This window comes from Escherichia sp. HH091_1A, assembly GCF_030295175.1.
Taxonomy (GTDB): domain Bacteria; phylum Pseudomonadota; class Gammaproteobacteria; order Enterobacterales; family Enterobacteriaceae; genus Escherichia; species Escherichia coli_F.
Window position 1 is genome coordinate 3,667,132 of record NZ_AP025747.1, and the last position, 17,873, is coordinate 3,685,004.

Annotated in this window: 16 protein-coding genes and 1 other RNA gene; 7 read left to right on the top strand and 10 right to left on the bottom strand. The window is 53.0% G+C overall.

Going from position 1 to position 17,873, the window contains the following annotated elements; translation table 11 throughout:
• Positions 1-17: 17 nt before the first annotated feature.
• The 3 genes from gcvP to gcvT form a co-directional block, all read right to left on the bottom strand.
• Entirely contained in the window at positions 18-2,891 is a 2,874-nt protein-coding gene (gcvP, locus tag QUF14_RS18450) for an aminomethyl-transferring glycine dehydrogenase (RefSeq protein ID WP_100733872.1), read from the bottom strand.
• 118 nt (positions 2,892-3,009) lie between these two features.
• Entirely contained in the window at positions 3,010-3,399 is a 390-nt protein-coding gene (gene gcvH / locus QUF14_RS18455; protein WP_024212219.1) for a glycine cleavage system protein GcvH, read from the bottom strand.
• Positions 3,400-3,421: 22 nt separating this feature from the next.
• Positions 3,422-4,516, bottom strand: coding sequence for a glycine cleavage system aminomethyltransferase GcvT (gene gcvT, locus QUF14_RS18460; RefSeq protein WP_100733871.1), 1,095 nt, complete (start codon positions 4,514-4,516; stop codon positions 3,422-3,424).
• A gap of 290 nt (positions 4,517-4,806) precedes the next feature.
• Here gcvT and QUF14_RS18465 point away from each other — a divergent pair, with 290 nt between their 5' ends.
• Entirely contained in the window at positions 4,807-4,890 is an 84-nt protein-coding gene (locus QUF14_RS18465; RefSeq protein ID WP_122633141.1) for a hypothetical protein, read from the top strand.
• 73 nt (positions 4,891-4,963) lie between these two features.
• Here the strand turns inward: QUF14_RS18465 and ubiI are convergent, their stop codons facing one another.
• From ubiI to ygfB, 4 genes are read right to left on the bottom strand one after another with little or no spacing between them, the layout of a single operon-like run.
• Positions 4,964-6,166, bottom strand: coding sequence for an FAD-dependent 2-octaprenylphenol hydroxylase (gene ubiI, locus QUF14_RS18470; protein ID WP_001192206.1), 1,203 nt, complete (start codon positions 6,164-6,166; stop codon positions 4,964-4,966).
• Positions 6,167-6,188: 22 nt separating this feature from the next.
• Positions 6,189-7,367, bottom strand: a complete 1,179-nt coding sequence (gene ubiH / locus QUF14_RS18475) for a 2-octaprenyl-6-methoxyphenyl hydroxylase (RefSeq protein WP_000111218.1) — start codon at positions 7,365-7,367, stop codon at positions 6,189-6,191.
• Positions 7,364-8,689: a Xaa-Pro aminopeptidase gene (gene pepP, locus QUF14_RS18480; protein WP_001290110.1), complete on the bottom strand. Its 1,326-nt coding sequence runs from the start codon at positions 8,687-8,689 to the stop codon at positions 7,364-7,366. Before pepP ends, ubiH begins: the two co-directional genes overlap by 4 nt.
• A 25-nt stretch (positions 8,690-8,714) precedes the next feature.
• Positions 8,715-9,293 carry a UPF0149 family protein YgfB gene (ygfB, locus tag QUF14_RS18485; RefSeq protein ID WP_001295378.1) on the bottom strand — a complete coding sequence of 193 codons (579 nt, stop codon included), beginning with the start codon at positions 9,291-9,293 and terminating at the stop codon, positions 8,715-8,717.
• 167 nt (positions 9,294-9,460) lie between these two features.
• On the opposite strand from ygfB, the gene zapA reads away from it, so the two are divergent.
• The 3 genes from zapA to QUF14_RS18500 all read left to right on the top strand — a co-directional run bounded on the left by zapA (position 9,461) and on the right by QUF14_RS18500 (position 10,638).
• Complete coding sequence (gene zapA, locus QUF14_RS18490; protein ID WP_001276008.1) at positions 9,461-9,790, top strand: cell division protein ZapA; 330 nt, start codon at positions 9,461-9,463, stop codon at positions 9,788-9,790.
• Positions 9,791-9,831: 41 nt separating this feature from the next.
• Positions 9,832-10,015: non-coding RNA, 6S RNA (gene ssrS / locus QUF14_RS18495), on the top strand.
• A gap of 20 nt (positions 10,016-10,035) precedes the next feature.
• Positions 10,036-10,638, top strand: coding sequence for a 5-formyltetrahydrofolate cyclo-ligase (locus QUF14_RS18500; RefSeq protein ID WP_000192739.1), 603 nt, complete (start codon positions 10,036-10,038; stop codon positions 10,636-10,638).
• 100 nt (positions 10,639-10,738) lie between these two features.
• On the opposite strand, the gene QUF14_RS18505 is transcribed toward QUF14_RS18500, so the two are convergent.
• From QUF14_RS18505 to rpiA, 3 genes are all read right to left on the bottom strand, one after another.
• Positions 10,739-10,798, bottom strand: coding sequence for a type I toxin-antitoxin system Ibs family toxin (locus QUF14_RS18505; protein ID WP_071988178.1), 60 nt, complete (start codon positions 10,796-10,798; stop codon positions 10,739-10,741).
• A gap of 228 nt (positions 10,799-11,026) precedes the next feature.
• Positions 11,027-12,259, bottom strand: coding sequence for a phosphoglycerate dehydrogenase (serA, locus tag QUF14_RS18510; protein WP_001151604.1), 1,233 nt, complete (start codon positions 12,257-12,259; stop codon positions 11,027-11,029).
• 255 nt (positions 12,260-12,514) lie between these two features.
• The gene (rpiA, locus tag QUF14_RS18515; protein WP_000189743.1) at positions 12,515-13,174 is read right to left on the bottom strand and encodes a ribose-5-phosphate isomerase RpiA; all 660 of its coding nucleotides are present in this window, start codon (positions 13,172-13,174) and stop codon (positions 12,515-12,517) included.
• A 460-nt stretch (positions 13,175-13,634) separates the two neighbouring features.
• Between rpiA and argP the strand changes: the two genes are divergently transcribed.
• From argP to meaB, 3 genes are all read left to right on the top strand, one after another.
• Positions 13,635-14,528 carry a DNA-binding transcriptional regulator ArgP gene (argP, locus tag QUF14_RS18520; protein ID WP_001360955.1) on the top strand — a complete coding sequence of 298 codons (894 nt, stop codon included), beginning with the start codon at positions 13,635-13,637 and terminating at the stop codon, positions 14,526-14,528.
• Between the two features lie 203 nt (positions 14,529-14,731).
• Positions 14,732-16,876, top strand: coding sequence for a methylmalonyl-CoA mutase (gene scpA, locus QUF14_RS18525; RefSeq protein ID WP_100733870.1), 2,145 nt, complete (start codon positions 14,732-14,734; stop codon positions 16,874-16,876).
• A complete protein-coding gene (meaB, locus tag QUF14_RS18530; protein WP_000606507.1) occupies positions 16,869-17,864 on the top strand; it encodes a methylmalonyl Co-A mutase-associated GTPase MeaB in 996 nt (331 codons plus the stop codon). Before scpA ends, meaB begins: the two co-directional genes overlap by 8 nt.
• The last annotated feature ends 9 nt before the right edge of the window (positions 17,865-17,873 follow it).

Here is a 17,873-nt window from a genome sequence, read left to right on the forward strand (position 1 = left end):
ATAGTCGAATCAGTAAATTACTGGTATTCGCTAATCGGTACGCAGGAGCAGAACAGGTTACGGTCGCCGTAAACATCATCCAGACGTTTCACTGTTGGCCAGTATTTGTCTGCCACGCCTGCCGGGAATACTGCAACTTCACGGCTGTACGGATGCGCCCACTCGGCGACCAGTTCGCTCTGAATGTGCGGCGCGTTCACCAGCGGGTTATCTTCCAGCGGCCAGACACCGGCTTTCACCTGGTCAATTTCTGCGCGGATAGACAGCATCGCATCGATAAAGCGATCCAGTTCCACTTTGCTTTCAGATTCAGTCGGTTCTACCATCAGCGTCCCCGCCACCGGGAACGACATAGTCGGCGCGTGGAAACCATAGTCGATCAGACGCTTGGCAATATCCAGCTCGCTGATGCCGGTTTCTTCTTTCAGCGGGCGAATATCGAGAATACATTCGTGCGCCACGCGACCGTCGCGACCGGTATACAGCACCGGGAAGGCATCCTGCAGGCGGCTGGCAATATAGTTGGCGTTGAGGATTGCCACCTGGCTTGCTTTTTTCAGCCCTTCTGCGCCCATCATGCGAATGTACATCCAGCTAATTGGCAGAATAGAAGCGCTACCAAACGGTGCCGCAGAAACCGCGCCCTGACGGGTTAACATGCCTTCGATTTGCACCACGCTATGACCCGGAACAAACGGTGCCAAATGCGCTTTCACGCCGATCGGCCCCATACCCGGACCACCACCGCCGTGCGGAATGCAGAAAGTTTTATGCAGGTTAAGGTGCGAAACGTCAGCGCCAATAAAGCCCGGCGAAGTGATGCCAACCTGGGCGTTCATGTTCGCGCCATCAAGGTAAACCTGACCGCCGAACTGATGCACGATTTCACACACTTCACGGATCGTTTCTTCGTACACGCCGTGGGTGGAAGGATAGGTCACCATAATGCAGGAGAGATTATCGCCCGCCTGCTCCGCTTTCGCGCGCAGGTCAGTCAGATCGATGTTGCCGTTTTTATCACACGCCACAACCACCACCTGCATTCCTGCCATATGCGCGGAAGCCGGGTTAGTGCCATGCGCAGAAGCCGGGATCAGGCAGATGTCGCGATGCCCTTCGTTGCGGCTTTCATGATAATGACGAATCGCCAGCAGCCCCGCGTATTCGCCCTGAGCGCCAGAGTTCGGCTGCATACAGACGGCGTCATAACCGGTCAGTTTCACCAGCCAGTCAGCCAGTTGGGCGATCATCTGCTGATAACCTTCGGCCTGTTCCGGCGGGCAGAACGGGTGCAGTTCGGCAAATTCCGGCCAGGTGATTGGGATCATCTCGGCGGCGGCGTTCAGTTTCATGGTGCAGGAACCCAGCGGGATCATCGCCTGATTCAGCGCCAGATCTTTACGCTCCAGCGAGTGCATATAGCGCATCATTTCGGTTTCGCTGTGGTAGCGATTAAACACCGGATGGGTGAGAATTTCGTCATCGCGCAGCATTGCAGGCTGAATAGAACGGCTGTCGTGAGCCACGTCTTTGTCCAGCGTGTCGATGTCCAGTCCGTGATTATCGCCCAGCAGTACGCTGAAAAGCTGCATCACGTTTTCGCGCGTGGTGGTTTCATCAAGGGTGATCCCAACCGCGTTCAGGATATCGCTACGCAGGTTGATTTCAGCCGCTTCGGCACGCGCCAGCACGCCCGCTTTGTCGGCCACTTCCACACACAAAGTATCGAAATAGTGCGCATGGCGCAGCTTCAGACCTTTTTGTTGCAGGCCCGCCGCCAGGATATCGGTCAGACGGTGGATGCGATTAGCGATACGTTTCAGGCCAACCGGGCCGTGATAAACGGCATACAGGCTGGCGATGTTTGCCAGCAGTACCTGGGAAGTACAAATGTTGGAGTTCGCTTTCTCACGGCGAATATGTTGCTCGCGAGTCTGCATCGCCATGCGCAGCGCGGTATTGCCCGCAGCATCTTTCGATACACCAATAATACGGCCCGGCATTGAGCGTTTGTATTCATCTTTCGCCGCAAAGAATGCCGCATGTGGGCCACCGTAGCCCATCGGCACGCCGAAGCGTTGCGCCGAACCAAAGACAATATCCGCGCCCTGTTTACCCGGCGCGGTTAACAGCACCAGCGCCATAATATCGGCGGCGACGCTGACCACAATTTTGCGTGATTTCAGTTCGCTGATAAGCGCAGTGTAGTCGTGAATTTCACCGGTAGTGCCGACCTGCTGTAACAGCACGCCGAAGACGTCCTGGTGATCGAGAACTTTTTGCGCATCGTCGACAATCACTTCAAAACCAAAGGTTTCTGCGCGTGTACGTACTACATCTAAGGTTTGCGGATGCACGTCAGAAGCAACGAATAAGCGGTTGGCATTTTTCAGTTTACTGACGCGTTTTGCCATCGCCATTGCTTCGGCAGCAGCAGTGGCTTCGTCAAGAAGAGAAGCCGAAGCCATATCCAGCCCGGTCAAATCCAGCGTTACCTGCTGGAAGTTGAGCAGTGCTTCAAGGCGGCCCTGGGAGACTTCAGGTTGATACGGAGTATACGCGGTATACCAGCCCGGATTTTCCAGCATGTTACGCAGGATAACCGGCGGTAGCTGCACGGCGGTGTAACCCATGCCGATGTAAGACGTGAAGCGTTTATTGCGACTGGCAATAGCCTTGAGTTCCGCCAGCGCGGCGTATTCGGTCGCCGGTGCGCCAACCTGCGGTGGTATCGCAAGCTGAATATCTTTCGGCACAATCTGGCCGGTCAGCGCGTTTAACGATTGTGCGCCAACGGCATTCAGCATTTCTTGCTGTTGCGCGGCGTCCGGTCCGATATGGCGTTCAATAAAAGCGCCGCTGTTTTCAAGCTGGCTTAACGTCTGTGTCATGAGCGATGGTTCCTGAAACGTGCAGTGAATTGTGAACCTCTCTCCTTGCGAAGAGAGTGAGGGTGAGGCGTAAATGTTCCTCACCCTAATCCTCTTCCGCAGAAGAGGAATAAAGCCGTTACTCGTCTTCTAACAATGCTTCGTATGCGGTCGCATCCAGCAGTGATTCCAGTTCGCTTTCATCACTGGCTTTGATTTTGAAGATCCAGCCGCCTGCATACGGTTCGCTGTTCACCAGTTCCGGAGAATCGCTCAGTGCGTCGTTTACCGCCACGATTTCACCGCTTACTGGCGCATAAATGTCTGACGCCGCTTTTACCGATTCGGCAACCGCGCAGTCATCGCCCGCGCTTACCGTTGCGCCCACTTCCGGCAGGTCAACAAACACCATATCGCCTAACAGCTCCTGAGCGTGCTCAGTGATGCCAACAATGTAAGTGCCGTCGGCTTCTTTACGCAGCCATTCGTGTTCTTTGCTGTATTTCAGTTCTGCTGGTACGTTGCTCATCAATTAATCTCCAAAAAGTAAATCACGCGACGGCTTTGCCGTTACGCACAAAAACAGGTTTCGTCACTTTTACTGGCATTTCACGGTTGCGAATTTGCACAATCGCCGTTTCGCCAATACCTTCCGGCACGCGTGCCAGCGCAATGCTGTAACCCAACGTCGGGGAGAAAGTACCGCTGGTGATAATGCCTTCATGCTGATTGCCCTGCGCATCGGTAAAACGTACCGGCAGTTCATTACGCAGCACGCCTTTTTCGGTCATCACCAGACCAACCAGTTTTTCTGTGCCATGTTCACGCTGCGCTTCCAGAGCTTCACGACCGATAAAGTCACGATCAGTCGGTTCCCAGGCGATGGTCCAGCCCATGTTGGCTGCTAAAGGAGAAATGGTTTCGTCCATCTCCTGACCATAAAGATTCATACCCGCTTCCAGACGCAGCGTGTCACGCGCGCCCAGACCGCAGGGCTTAACGCCCGCTTCCACCAGCGCTCGCCAGAAATCCGCCGCTTTTTCATTGGGCAGCGCAATTTCGTAGCCCGCTTCACCGGTATAACCGGTGGTGGCAATAAACAGATCGCCCGCCTGCACGCCAAAGAAGGGTTTCATCCCTTCCACCGCCTGACGCTGAGCATCATTAAACAGTGTGGCAGCTTTTGCCTGCGCATTCGGCCCTTGTACGGCAATCATGGAGAGGTCATCACGAACGGTAATTTCGATACCGAAGGGTTCAGCGTGTTGGGTAATCCAGGAGAGGTCTTTTTCGCGGGTGGCGGAGTTAACAACGAGGCGGAAGAAATCTTCAGTAAAGTAGTAGACGATGAGGTCATCTATCACACCGCCAGAGGCATTCAACATCCCCGAGTAGAGGGCTTTGCCGCTTTTGGTGAGCTTCGCCACATCGTTCGCCAGCAGATAACGCATAAACTCCCGGGTGCGACTGCCGCGAAGATCGACGATGGTCATATGTGACACATCAAACATTCCGGCATCGGTACGTACCGCATGATGTTCGTCGATTTGCGAACCGTAATGCAGCGGCATCATCCAGCCGTGGAAATCCACCATGCGGGCGCCGCAAAGCGTGTGTTGTTCGTACAAAGGAGTCTGTTGTGCCATCTTGTCCTCATTGAATAAGCGGGGCTGACAACTTTTTCATGGTGAAATTATCACCACGAAACCCAGCATCGGAGCCACTCCCGGTCCCCAACGCAATCGTTCTCTTTTCCCTGAACTTACCACCGAAACAGACTGTTAACCATAAGGTAAAATTGATCATCACATTAGCTTATGGTTAAAAAACGCCAAAATCGCAACAGAATAAAAAACCAAAAAATATTCCAGTTTCTATACAAAGATGATGTGATGAGAAACTTAGTTTGAATAAGGCAATATTAAGAACTGAAAAAATGTCAAAAAACACTAAATCAAAAATTCGTGACATTAGAAAATATAATGCGAAAACGGAGGTGAAATTAGTTTATTTCAAATGAGGAAAATCTCCCGGCGAAAAAACCGGGAGATGAAAGTGTGATGGGTATCAAATAAACAACAGAGGAGAAATTTTTAACGCAGCCATTCAGGCAAATCGTTTAATCCCATTGCCTGGCGGATAAGTTGTGGTTTAACGCCAGGAAGCGTGTCGGCCAGTTTCAGACCAATATCACGCAGCAGTTTTTTCGCCGGATTAGCCCCGGAAAACAGATCGCGGAATCCCTGCATACCTGCCAGCATCAGCGCCGCACTGTGCTTGCGGCTACGCTCATAGCGACGCAGGTAAATGTACTGCCCGATGTCTTTACCCTGACGATGCAACCGTTTCAGTTCAGCAATCAGCTCTGCAGCATCCATAAAGCCGAGATTCACCCCCTGCCCCGCCAACGGGTGAATGGTATGCGCGGCGTCGCCCACCAGCGCCAGACGGTGCGCGGCAAACTGGCGCGCATAACGCCCAGTCAGCGGGAACACCAGGCGTTCACTCTCAACCTTGCATAAGCCCAGGCGATTATCAAAAGCGATATTTAACTCGCGGTTAAATTCGTCTTCGCCTGCCTGCTGCATCCGCTGTGCTTCCTCTGGGGACAGTGACCAGACAATTGAGCAAAGATGCGGATCGCTAAGCGGCAAAAAGGCCAGAATGCCTTCGCCATGGAAAACCTGTCGCGCCACCGCATCATGCGGTTCTTCCGTGCGAATGGTCGCCACCAGCGCGTGATGCTGATAATCCCAGAAAGTCAGCGGAATATCGGCTTTGTTGCGCAACCAGGAATTAGCGCCGTCTGCGCCAATCACCAGACGCGCCGTTAACATGCTGCCGTCTTTCAGCGTCAGGAAGGTTTCGTTCTCTCCCCAGGCGACCTGCTGTAATTCTGCAGGGGCTAACAGGCTGATATCTGAGGACTGCTGTGCTTTGTTCCACAGCGCGTAGTGAATGACTGAATTTTCAACGATATGCCCAAGATGGCTATAGCCCATGCTTTGATCGTCAAACGAAATGTGACCAAAACTGTCTTTGTCCCACACATCCATGCCGTGATAGCAACTGGCTCTGCGGGAGAGAATCTCCTGCCAGACGCCAAGACGGGTGAGTAATTTTTCGCTGGCGGCATTGATAGCCGAAACGCGCAGTTGTGGTGGTGCATCCGCCGCCAGGGGTTCCGGTACGCGCTGCTCCAGTACGGCAACGCGTAAGCCGCTGCCCTGCAAGCCGCAGGCAACCGCCAGCCCCACCATGCCGCCGCCAACAATGGCTACATCAACACTTTGCATTGTTTATTCCTTAAAGCCGCCTTTAACGCGCCACCCAACCGAGGGTGCGCTGCGCCAGCACATCGCGTGCCGGAGTGAATAATTCCATTGCCATCAGCCCGATGTTGCGCCCGACAACCAGCGGCGTCCAACGGTTGGCAAAAAGATGTACAAGGCTGTCAGTGACGCCGATGGTTGCTTCTCGATCGCTCTGTCGACGCTGCTGATAACGGCACAAGACGCCGTAATCACCTATGTCTTCTCCGCGCTCTTGCGCCTGAGTCAGGGTTTCCGCAAGGCTCATCACATCCCGCATACCGAGGTTGAACCCTTGCCCGGCAATCGGGTGCAGAGTTTGCGCCGCATTGCCCACCAGCACGGTACGATGGGTAACAGGTCTGGCGGCGCGGGTTAACGCCAGCGGGTAAGCACTGCGTTTACCAGCGTGGGTAATTTTCCCAAGTCGCCAACCAAAGGCCGACTGGAGTTCACGGCAAAACGTCTCGTCGCTCCACGACAGCACCTCTTCGCGCCGTTCCAGTGGATGACACCAGACCAGCGAACAGCGTCCGTCAGACATCGGCAACATCGCCAACGGGCCATATTGTGTGAAACGCTCAAACGCCCGGCCTTCGTGCGCAACGGAAGTCGCAACGTTCGCAATCACGGCCAGTTGTTCGTAAGGCTCCTGCTGCCAGTCAACACCGCACGCGGTGGCTAACGCGGAATGGGTGCCATCAGCGGCTACCAGCACGCAGCCCGTCAGCGTCTCGCCACTCTCCAGCGTCACTTCAACGTGACTCTGAGTACGGGCAACGTTAGCCACGCGATCCGGACAATGCAGCGTTACGCCAGGCGCTTTGCGCAATAGCGCAAACAGCCGTTGCCCGACATTATGCAATTCGACAACCTGCCCCAACGCCGCCAGTTGGTAATCTTCTGCGGCGAGGGTGACGAATCCGGCATGACCACGATCGCTGACATGAACGGTAGTGATGTTGGTTGCGCAATCTGCCAGAGATTGCCAGACGCCGATGCGCGCCAGTTGCTGACAGGTGCCCGCCGCCAGCGCAATAGCCCGTCCATCAAAGCCCGGATGAGCATGAGACTCTGGCGCGGTCGCTTCAATCAAATGTACCGGCAGCGCCCCGTGACTTAACCGGGAAATAGCCAGCGCCAGCGTCGCGCCCGCCATGCCGCCACCGACGATGATTACGCTCATTGCTTTCTCGCAGCAGCCATCAACGCTTCAATTTCTTCCGGCTTTTTCACTACGCTGGCGGTGAGGTTTTCATTGCCGGTTTCGGTAATCACAATGTCGTCTTCGATACGAATGCCGATACCGCGATATTGTTCTGGTACATCCGCATCCGGCGCAATGTACAGCCCCGGCTCTACGGTCAGTACCATGCCCGGTTCCAGAATGCGCGAGCGATCCTGACCATAAATGCCAACATCATGGACATCCAGACCTAACCAGTGGCTAAGGCCATGCATAAAGAAAGGACGATGGGCGTTTTGGGCGATCAGTTCTTCAACATCACCTTTCAGGATGCCGATTTTTACCAGGCCGCTAACCATGATGCGCACCACTTCACCGGTGACTTCCTGAATGGACGTTCCCGGACGATACAGGCGCAGGCTGGTTTCAAGAGACTCCAGCACAATGTCGTAGATTTCACGCTGGGCCTGGGTGAATTTGCCGTTGACCGGGAAGGTGCGGGTAATATCGCCCGCGTAACCTTTGTATTCACAACCCGCGTCAATCAACACCAGGTCACCGTCGCGCAGTTCACTCTCGTTTTCGGTGTAGTGCAGAATGCAGCCGTTTTCACCGCTGCCGACAATGGTGTTATAGGACGGATAGCGCGCACCGTGGCGGTTAAATTCGTGGTGAATTTCGCCTTCCAGATGGTACTCGAACATTCCCGGACGGCATTTTTCCATCGCCCGGGTATGCGCCAGGGCGGTGATTTCCCCCGCGCGGCGAAGTACGGCAATCTCTTCTGGTGATTTGAACAGGCGCATTTCATGAACAATGGGACGCCAGTCGATCATTGTTGCCGGTGCGGTGAGATTTTGTCGCGAACCTTTACGCAGTTTTTCCAGCGCGCTGTTCACGATTTCATCAGCATATGCATATTCGCCCTGGGCGTGGTACACCACATCCAGACCATTAAGTAGTTGATAAAGTTGCTGATTGATTTCGCTGAATGCCAGTGCGCGGTCAACGCCCAGTTTCTCTGGCGCGGCATCCTGGCCTAGGCGACGACCAAACCAGATCTCTGCCGTCAGGTCGCGAACGCGGTTAAACAGAACGCTGTGGTTATGAGTGTCGTCGCTTTTAATCAGCACCAGCACCGCTTCCGGTTCGTTAAAGCCGGTGAAGTACCAGAAGTCACTGTTCTGACGATAGGGGTATTCGCTGTCGGCGCTACGTGTTACTTCTGGTGCAGCAAAAATCAGCGCGGCGCTGCCGGGTTGCATTTGCTCCACCAGGGCCTGACGGCGACGCTGAAACTCTTGCCGGGATATCTCACTCATAACACTCTCCTTACGTTTTTTGTTTTTAGTGTAGAGTCGGTTTTTGTACTTCTGGCGCGGTCGGTTGCGGATGAGTAAAGGTGTCGTGGCATAACAGCGCGGCAACACGGACGTACTCGATGATCTCTTCAAGCGACATTTCCAGCTCTTCCTGATCTTCGTCTTCGTCGTAGCCCAGCTGCGCGATGTTACGCAGATCGTCGATGGCTTCACCGGTTTCGCCGGTCACTTTGTCCAGCTTCGGTTGCGTAACGCCAAGACCAAGCAGGAAGTGATTAACCCAACCTGCCAGCGCATCAGCCCGATCGAAAACGCTGACATCATCGCCATCAGGCAGATAAAGCTGAAAAAGGAAGCCGTCATCCTGCAGGGCATCGCTGGTAGCAGAGTGCATTTTGCGCAATGCCTGTGCCAGCTCATGACCGAAAGCCATGCCTTCGTTCGTCAGGTCGTGAAGCAGCGGCAGCCATGAGCTGTCATCGTTACCACCACATATCATCCCACTGATTAAACCATGCATCTCAGCAGGGGTCAGACCCGTCCCTTGTTGGTTCAGATACTGGTTCATTTCGTTGTAACCAGGCATTTCGTTCTGTATAGACATAAGCATTCGTCGTCAAAGGGAGGAATATTCATGATATGCTACCACTTTGGGCCCTGGTGGACCAGAAAAGGGCTTGTCTCTTCTCATCAGGGTAGCTATAGTGTCGCCCCTTCGCAGACCATGGGTCTAAAGACGAAGGCAGCGCAGTCAATCAGCAGGAAGGTGGCATGTCTGCACAACCCGTCGATATCCAAATTTTTGGCCGTTCACTGCGTGTGAACTGCCCGCCTGACCAAAGGGATGCGTTGAATCAGGCAGCGGACGATCTGAACCAACGGTTGCAAGATCTGAAAGAACGCACTAGAGTCACAAATACTGAACAGTTGGTCTTCATTGCCGCATTGAATATCAGCTATGAGTTAGCGCAAGAAAAAGCGAAGACTCGTGATTACGCGGCAAGCATGGAACAGCGTATTCGGATGCTGCAGCAGACCATAGAACAAGCGTTACTTGAACAAGGTCGCATCACCGAAAAAACTAACCAAAACTTTGAATGACACTTTTCGGTTTACTGTGGTAGAGTAACCGTGAAGACAAAATTTCTCTGAGATGTTCGCAAGCGGGCCAGTCCCCTGAGCCGATATTTCATACCACAAGAATGTGGCGCTCCGCGGTTGGTGAGCATGCTCGGTCCGTCCGAGAAGCCTTAAAACTGTGACGACACATTCACCTTGAACCAAGGGTTCAAGGGTTACAGCCTGCGGCGGCATCTCGGAGATTCCCTTCTTATCTGGCACCAGCCATGACGCAACTACCAGAAATCCCACTGACATTATCTCGACAAGAAATCCGCAAAATGATTCGGCAACGTCGTCGTGCGTTAACGCCGAAACAACAGCAAGAAATGGGTCAACAAGCTGCTACCCGGATGATGACGTATCCCCCGGTGGTGATGGCGCATACGGTCGCTGTATTCCTCTCTTTTGATGGCGAACTCGACACCCAGCCACTCATAGAACAACTCTGGCGCGCCGGTAAGCGCGTATATCTTCCAGTTTTGCATCCCTTTAGTGCCGGTAATTTGCTGTTCCTGAATTACCATCCGCAAAGCGAACTGGTGATGAACAGGTTGAAGATCCATGAGCCAAAACTGGATGTGCGTGACGTGCTACCCCTTTCCCGATTAGACGTGTTGATCACACCGCTGGTCGCCTTTGATGAGTACGGTCAGCGCCTGGGAATGGGCGGTGGTTTTTATGATCGGACCTTACAAAACTGGCAGCGCTACAAAATACAACCGATAGGTTATGCGCATGATTGCCAGTTAGTAGAAAAACTGCCGGTGGAGAAGTGGGATATCCCTCTTCCTGCGGTGGTTACACCGTCGAAAGTCTGGGAGTGGTGAGGGCGACACACCTGCATCGCCCTGATTGACATCGTTGATTCTTTGACCTAGTTTAGTGAGTAAGGGTAAGGGAGGATGACTCCTCCCCTGAGACTGACTGTTAATAAGCTGGGAAACTTAGGAGTAACAGTACAATCAGTATGATGACAAGTCGCATCATAACCCTTCTCCTTCAAGCCCTCGCTTCGGTGAGGGCTTTACCGTTACAGCCCCATGCTGCCCTGCCATCGTAAATCCCCATTAAATAAACACAACGCATTGATCTGACTTTGATTTATTTTCTGGAGCAGACTCGCAAAGTAGAATGCGCAATGCGGCAACGGTGTGGAGAAGGGATAAAAAAACGGGCAAGTCAGTGACCTGCCCGTTGATTTTCAGAGAAGGGGATTTAGTAAAGCAGACGGGCGCGAATGGTACCCGGAATAGCTTTCATTGCCTGCAGCGCTTTTTCGGCAACGTCTTCGTCGGCTTCAATATCAATAACCACATAACCCATCTGGGCGGAAGTTTGCAGATATTGCGCGGCGATGTTGACGCCCTGCTCGGCGAAGATTTTGTTCAGCGCAGTTAACACGCCCGGACGGTTTTCGTGGATGTGCATCAGACGACGCCCACCGTGCAGTGGCAGCGAGACTTCCGGGAAGTTCACTGCAGAGAGCGTTGAGCCATTGTCAGAATACTTGATCAATTTACCCGCAACTTCCAGGCCGATATTCTCCTGCGCTTCCTGAGTCGAACCGCCAATATGTGGCGTCAGAAGGACGTTGTCGAACTCGCAAAGCGGAGAGGTAAACGGATCGCTGTTGGTCGCCGGTTCCGTCGGAAAGACATCGATTGCCGCACCTGCCAGGTGTTTGCTCGCCAGCGCGTCACACAGCGCCGGAATATCCACCACCGTTCCGCGCGAGGCATTAATCAGCAACGAGCCGGGCTTCATTAGCGAAATCTCTTTCGCGCCCATCATATTTTTGGTGGACGGATTCTCTGGCACATGCAAACTCACCACATCGCTCATATTCAGCAGATCAGAAAGATGCTGTACCTGAGTGGCGTTGCCCAGCGGTAGTTTGTTTTCAATATCATAAAAGTAAACATACATTCCCAGCGATTCAGCCAGAATGCCCAACTGTGTACCAATATGACCATAGCCGATGATACCCAGCTTTTTGCCGCGCGCTTCAAAAGAGCCAGCTGCCAGCTTGTTCCAGACACCACGGTGTGCTTTAGCGTTGGCTTCCGGTACGCCGCGCAATAGCAGGAGAAGTTCGCCAATTACCAGCTCCGCAACAGAGCGCGTATTGGAGAACGGTGCGTTAAATACCGGGATCCCGCGTTTTGCAGCTGCATCCAGATCAACCTGGTTTGTTCCGATACAGAAACAGCCAATAGCGACCAGTTTTTCTGCGGCGTTGATCACGTCTTCAGTCAGATGGGTACGGGATCGCAGGCCGATGAAGTGGGCATCGCGGATGGATTCTTTTAATTGTTCATCATCCAGCGCGCCTTTGTGAAATTCGATGTTGGTGTAACCCGCTGCACGAAGGCTTTCCAGCGCCTTTTGGTGCACGCCTTCTACCAGCAGAAACTTAATCTTGTCTTTCTCCAGCGATACCTTTGCCATTTACCCAATCCTGTCTTTTGAAATGTTGTGTGCGGATTTGCATCCGCCTTTCAACATATCAAAAAATAATATTGCGGCAATATGAACGTTTGCGTCGCGATGTTGAGGAAATATCACGCAAAGGTTTTTCTTGGATGAATATGCTGGTTTAGAGGGTTTATTTAGAGCAATCGACAATAGCCAGGTAAAAACGTGACACATGTCACCAAATTTAATGAAGAGAATTTTTTTAACGGGGGAGGTTCCCCCGTCAGATCATTTCACAATGGTTTTGACACCGTCAGGTGTGCCAATCAGCGCAACGTCCGCGCCACGGTTAGCAAACAAGCCAACAGTCACCACGCCAGGAATCGCATTTATGGCGTTTTCCATCGCTATCGGGTCAAGGATTTCCATGCCGTGGACGTCGAGGATCACGTTGCCGTTATCGGTCACCACGCCCTGACGGTATTCCGGACGACCGCCCAGTTTCACCAGCTGGCGCGCCACTGCACTACGTGCCATCGGGATAACTTCTACTGGCAGCGGGAATTTGCCCAGAATATCAACCTGCTTAGAAGCGTCTGCAATACAGATAAATTTTTCCGCAACCGAAGCAATGATTTTTTCACGGGTCAGCGCTGCGCCGCCGCCTTTGATCATTTGCATGTGGCCGTTGATTTCATCTGCGCCATCAACGTAGATGCCAAGGCTGTCGACTTCGTTGAGATCAAAAACGTGAATGCCGAGGCTTTTCAGTTTTTCAGTGGACGCATCCGAACTGGAAACAGCCCCTTCAATCTGGCCTTTCATCGTGCCAAGCGCATCAATAAAGTGTGCGGCGGTGGAACCTGTACCTACACCAACAATGGTGCCGGGCTGAACATACTGAAGTGCCGCCCATCCTACTGCTTTTTTCAATTCATCCTGCGTCATGATCGTTTCGCCTGTGGTATGAAATTTCACACGCATTATACTCTAAATAATTCGAGTTGCAGGAAGGCGACAAGAGAGTGAATCCCCAGGAGCTTACAGAAGTAAGTGACTGGGGTGAGCGAACGCAGACGCAGCACATGCAACTTGAAGTATGACGAGTATATACAAAAAAAGCGATTCAGACCCCGTTGGCAAGTCGCGTGGTTACCTCATCCATAAAATATCGTGCAATAGCGGGCATCCCCTTTCGCCCCGCAAACAAAGCATATAAAGGTCTGGGTATGCCGCTCCAGGGCGCGAACTCGCTGAGCGAAATGCAATAGCGCAAATCCCTGATCTTTTAAGCTGCGTGTTTAACCACTGATACAAATGTACCCGCCGACGGCTTCGGTATATGCAACCTGACGCAAAATTGTGTCATAGTGCAGGAAAAAGCATTTACCAGGAGCAGACAACAGCAATGAAACGCCCGGACTACAGAACATTACAGGCACTGGATGCGGTGATACGTGAACGAGGATTTGAGCGCGCGGCACAAAAGCTGTGCATTACACAATCAGCCGTCTCACAGCGCATTAAGCAACTGGAAAATATGTTCGGGCAGCCGCTGTTGGTGCGTACCGTACCGCCGCGCCCGACGGAACAAGGGCAAAAACTGCTGGCACTGCTACGCCAGGTGGAGTTACTGGAAGAAGAGTGGCTGGGCGATGAACAAACCGGTTCAACTCCGCTGCTGCTTTCACTGGCGGTCAACGCTGACAGTCTGGCGACGTGGTTGCTTCCGGCGCTGGCTCCTGTGTTAGCTGATTCGCCTATCCGCCTCAACTTGCAGGTAGAAGATGAAACCCGCACTCAGGAACGTCTGCGTCGCGGCGAAGTGGTCGGCGCGGTGAGTATTCAACATCAGGCGCTACCGAGTTGTCTTGTCGATAAGCTCGGTGCGCTCGACTATCTGTTCGTCAGCTCAAAACCGTTCGCCGAAAAATATTTCCCTAACGGCGTAACGCGTTCGGCATTACTGAAAGCGCCAGTGGTCGCCTTTGACCATCTTGATGATATGCACCAGGCCTTTTTGCAGCAAAACTTTGATCTGCCTCCAGGCAGCGTACCCTGCCATATCGTTAATTCTTCAGAAGCGTTCGTGCAACTTGCTCGTCAGGGGACCACCTGCTGTATGATCCCACATCTGCAAATCGAGAAAGAACTGGCCAGCGGCGAACTGATTGACTTAACGCCAGGGCTATTTCAACGCCGGATGCTCTACTGGCACCGCTTTGCTCCTGAAAGCCGCATGATGCGTAAAGTCACTGATGCGTTGCTCGATTATGGTCACAAAGTTCTTCGTCAGGAATAATCCATCAAATAATGCCTGGTAATACATACCAGGCATCACCTCCAGTTCTTTTTGTATTCCTTGAATCACATCACAAAATAGACAAATCTCAGGCGGCAAAAAACGACGTCTGAATGCATTTTTTTTGCTGGCGACAAACCCACGTAAAAAGCTCACCGTAAGCGCAAATACCCTCATTTTGATTGCGTTTTATGGAGCAAATAATGTCTAACGTGCAGGAGTGGCAACAGATTGCCAACAAGGAATTGAGTCGTCGGGAGAAAACTGTCGACTCGCTGGTTCAGCAAACCGCGGAAGGGATCGCCATCAAGCCGCTGTATACCGAAGCAGATCTCGATAATCTGGAGGTGACAGGTACCCTTCCTGGTTTGCCGCCCTACGTTCGTGGCCCGCGTGCCACTATGTATACTGCCCAACCGTGGACCATCCGTCAGTATGCTGGTTTTTCAACAGCAAAAGAGTCCAACGCTTTTTATCGCCGTAACCTGGCCGCCGGGCAAAAAGGTCTTTCCGTTGCGTTTGACCTTGCCACCCACCGTGGCTACGACTCCGATAACCCGCGCGTTGCGGGTGACGTCGGCAAAGCGGGCGTCGCCATCGACACCGTGGAAGATATGAAAGTCCTGTTCGACCAGATCCCGCTGGATAAAATGTCGGTTTCGATGACCATGAATGGCGCAGTACTACCAGTACTGGCGTTTTATATTGTCGCCGCAGAAGAGCAAGGTGTTACACCCGATAAACTGACCGGCACCATTCAAAACGATATCCTCAAAGAGTATCTTTGCCGCAACACCTATATTTACCCGCCAAAACCGTCAATGCGTATTATCGCAGACATCATCGCCTGGTGTTCCGGCAACATGCCGCGATTTAATACCATCAGTATCAGCGGTTACCATATGGGTGAAGCGGGTGCCAACTGCGTGCAGCAGGTAGCATTTACGCTCGCTGATGGGATTGAGTACATCAAAGCAGCAATCTCCGCTGGGCTGAAAATTGATGACTTCGCTCCTCGCCTGTCGTTTTTCTTCGGCATTGGCATGGATCTGTTTATGAACGTCGCCATGTTGCGTGCGGCACGTTATTTATGGAGCGAAGCGGTCAGTGGATTTGGCGCACAGGATCCGAAATCACTGGCGCTGCGTACCCACTGCCAGACCTCAGGCTGGAGCCTGACTGAACAGGATCCGTATAACAACGTTATCCACACCACCATTGAAGCACTGGCTGCAACGCTGGGCGGTACTCAGTCACTGCATACCAACGCCTTTGATGAAGCGCTTGGTTTGCCTACCGATTTCTCAGCACGCATTGCCCGCAATACCCAGATCATCATTCAGGAAGAATCAGAACTCTGCCGCACCGTCGATCCACTGGCCGGATCCTATTACGTTGAATCGCTGACCGATCAAATCGTCAAACAAGCCAGAGCCATTATCCAACAGATCGACGAAGCCGGTGGCATGGCGAAAGCGATCGAAGCAGGTCTGCCAAAACGAATGATCGAAGAGGCCTCCGCGCGCGAACAGTCGTTGATCGACCAGGGCAAGCGTGTCATCGTTGGTGTCAACAAGTACAAACTGGATCACGAAGACGAAACCGATGTACTTGAGATCGACAACGTGATGGTGCGTAACGAGCAAATTGCTTCGCTGGAACGCATTCGCGCCACCCGTGATGATGCCGCCGTAACCGCCGCGTTGAACGCCCTGACTCACGCCGCACAGCACAACGAAAACATGCTGGCTGCCGCTGTTAATGCCGCTCGCGTTCGCGCCACCCTGGGTGAAATTTCCGATGCGCTGGAAGCCGCTTTCGACCGTTATCTGGTGCCAAGCCAGTGTGTTACCGGCGTGATTGCGCAAAGCTATCATCAGTCTGAGAAATCGGCCTCCGAGTTCGATGCCATTGTTGCGCAAACGGAGCAGTTCCTTGCCGACAATGGTCGTCGCCCGCGCATTCTGATCGCCAAAATGGGCCAGGATGGGCACGATCGCGGCGCGAAAGTGATCGCCAGCGCCTATTCCGATCTCGGTTTCGACGTAGATTTAAGCCCGATGTTCTCTACACCTGAAGAGATCGCTCGCCTGGCAGTAGAAAACGACGTTCACGTAGTGGGCGCATCTTCACTGGCTGCCGGTCATAAAACGCTGATCCCGGAACTGGTCGAAGCGCTGAAAAAATGGGGACGCGAAGATATCTGCGTGGTCGCGGGTGGCGTCATTCCGCCGCAGGATTACGCCTTCCTGCAGGAGCGCGGCGTGGCGGCGATTTATGGTCCAGGTACGCCTATGCTCGACAGCGTGCGCGACGTACTGAATCTGATAAGCCAGCATCATGATTAATGAAGCCACGCTGGCAGAAAGTATTCGCCGCTTACGTCAGGGTGAGCGTGCCACGCTCGCCCAGGCCATGACGCTGGTGGAAAGCCGTCACCCGCGTCATCAGGCGCTAAGTACGCAACTGCTTGATGCCATTATGCCGTTCTGTGGTAACGCCCTGCGACTGGGTGTTACCGGCACACCCGGCGCGGGGAAAAGTACCTTTCTTGAAGCCTTTGGCATGTTGTTGATTCGTGAGGGACTAAAGGTTGCGGTTATTGCGGTCGATCCCAGCAGCCCGGTCACTGGCGGTAGCATTCTCGGAGATAAAACCCGCATGAATGACCTGGCGCGTGCCGAGGCGGCGTTTATTCGCCCGGTACCCTCCTCCGGCCATCTGGGCGGTGCCAGTCAGCGAGCGCGGGAATTAATGCTGTTATGCGAAGCGGCGGGTTATGACGTAGTGATTGTCGAAACGGTTGGCGTCGGACAGTCGGAAACGGAAGTCGCCCGCATGGTGGACTGTTTTATCTCGTTGCAAATTGCCGGTGGCGGCGATGATCTGCAGGGGATTAAAAAGGGGCTGATGGAAGTGGCAGATCTGATCGTTATCAACAAAGACGATGGCGATAACCATACCAATGTCGCCATTGCCCGGCATATGTACGAGAGTGCCCTGCATATTCTGCGACGTAAATACGACGAATGGCAGCCACGAGTTCTGACTTGTAGCGCACTGGAAAAGCGTGGAATCGATGAGATCTGGCACGCCATCATCGACTTCAAAACCGCGCTAACTGCCAGTGGTCGTTTACAGCAAGTGCGGCAACAACAATCGGTTGAATGGCTGCGTAAACAAACCGAAGAAGAAGTACTGAATCACCTGTTCGCGAATGAAGATTTCGATCGCTATTACCGCCAGACGCTTTTAGCGGTCAAAAACAATACGCTCTCACCGCGCACCGGCCTGCGACAGCTCAGTGAATTTATCCAGACGCAATATTTTGATTAAAGGAATTTT

Bases quoted from the DNA above. Each gene is read 5' to 3' on its own strand.
- gcvP (WP_100733872.1), bottom strand. From the start codon at position 2,891: ATGACACAGACGTTAAGCCAGCTTGAAAACAGCGGCGCTTTTATTGAA.
- gcvH (WP_024212219.1), bottom strand. From the start codon at position 3,399: ATGAGCAACGTACCAGCAGAACTGAAATACAGCAAAGAACACGAATGG.
- gcvT (WP_100733871.1), bottom strand. From the start codon at position 4,516: ATGGCACAACAGACTCCTTTGTACGAACAACACACGCTTTGCGGCGCC.
- QUF14_RS18465 (WP_122633141.1), top strand. From the start codon at position 4,807: ATGTCAAAAAACACTAAATCAAAAATTCGTGACATTAGAAAATATAAT.
- ubiI (WP_001192206.1), bottom strand. From the start codon at position 6,166: ATGCAAAGTGTTGATGTAGCCATTGTTGGCGGCGGCATGGTGGGGCTG.
- ubiH (WP_000111218.1), bottom strand. From the start codon at position 7,367: ATGAGCGTAATCATCGTCGGTGGCGGCATGGCGGGCGCGACGCTGGCG.
- pepP (WP_001290110.1), bottom strand. From the start codon at position 8,689: ATGAGTGAGATATCCCGGCAAGAGTTTCAGCGTCGCCGTCAGGCCCTG.
- ygfB (WP_001295378.1), bottom strand. From the start codon at position 9,293: ATGTCTATACAGAACGAAATGCCTGGTTACAACGAAATGAACCAGTAT.
- zapA (WP_001276008.1), top strand. From the start codon at position 9,461: ATGTCTGCACAACCCGTCGATATCCAAATTTTTGGCCGTTCACTGCGT.
- QUF14_RS18500 (WP_000192739.1), top strand. From the start codon at position 10,036: ATGACGCAACTACCAGAAATCCCACTGACATTATCTCGACAAGAAATC.
- serA (WP_001151604.1), bottom strand. From the start codon at position 12,259: ATGGCAAAGGTATCGCTGGAGAAAGACAAGATTAAGTTTCTGCTGGTA.
- rpiA (WP_000189743.1), bottom strand. From the start codon at position 13,174: ATGACGCAGGATGAATTGAAAAAAGCAGTAGGATGGGCGGCACTTCAG.
- argP (WP_001360955.1), top strand. From the start codon at position 13,635: ATGAAACGCCCGGACTACAGAACATTACAGGCACTGGATGCGGTGATA.
- scpA (WP_100733870.1), top strand. From the start codon at position 14,732: ATGTCTAACGTGCAGGAGTGGCAACAGATTGCCAACAAGGAATTGAGT.
- meaB (WP_000606507.1), top strand. From the start codon at position 16,869: ATGATTAATGAAGCCACGCTGGCAGAAAGTATTCGCCGCTTACGTCAG.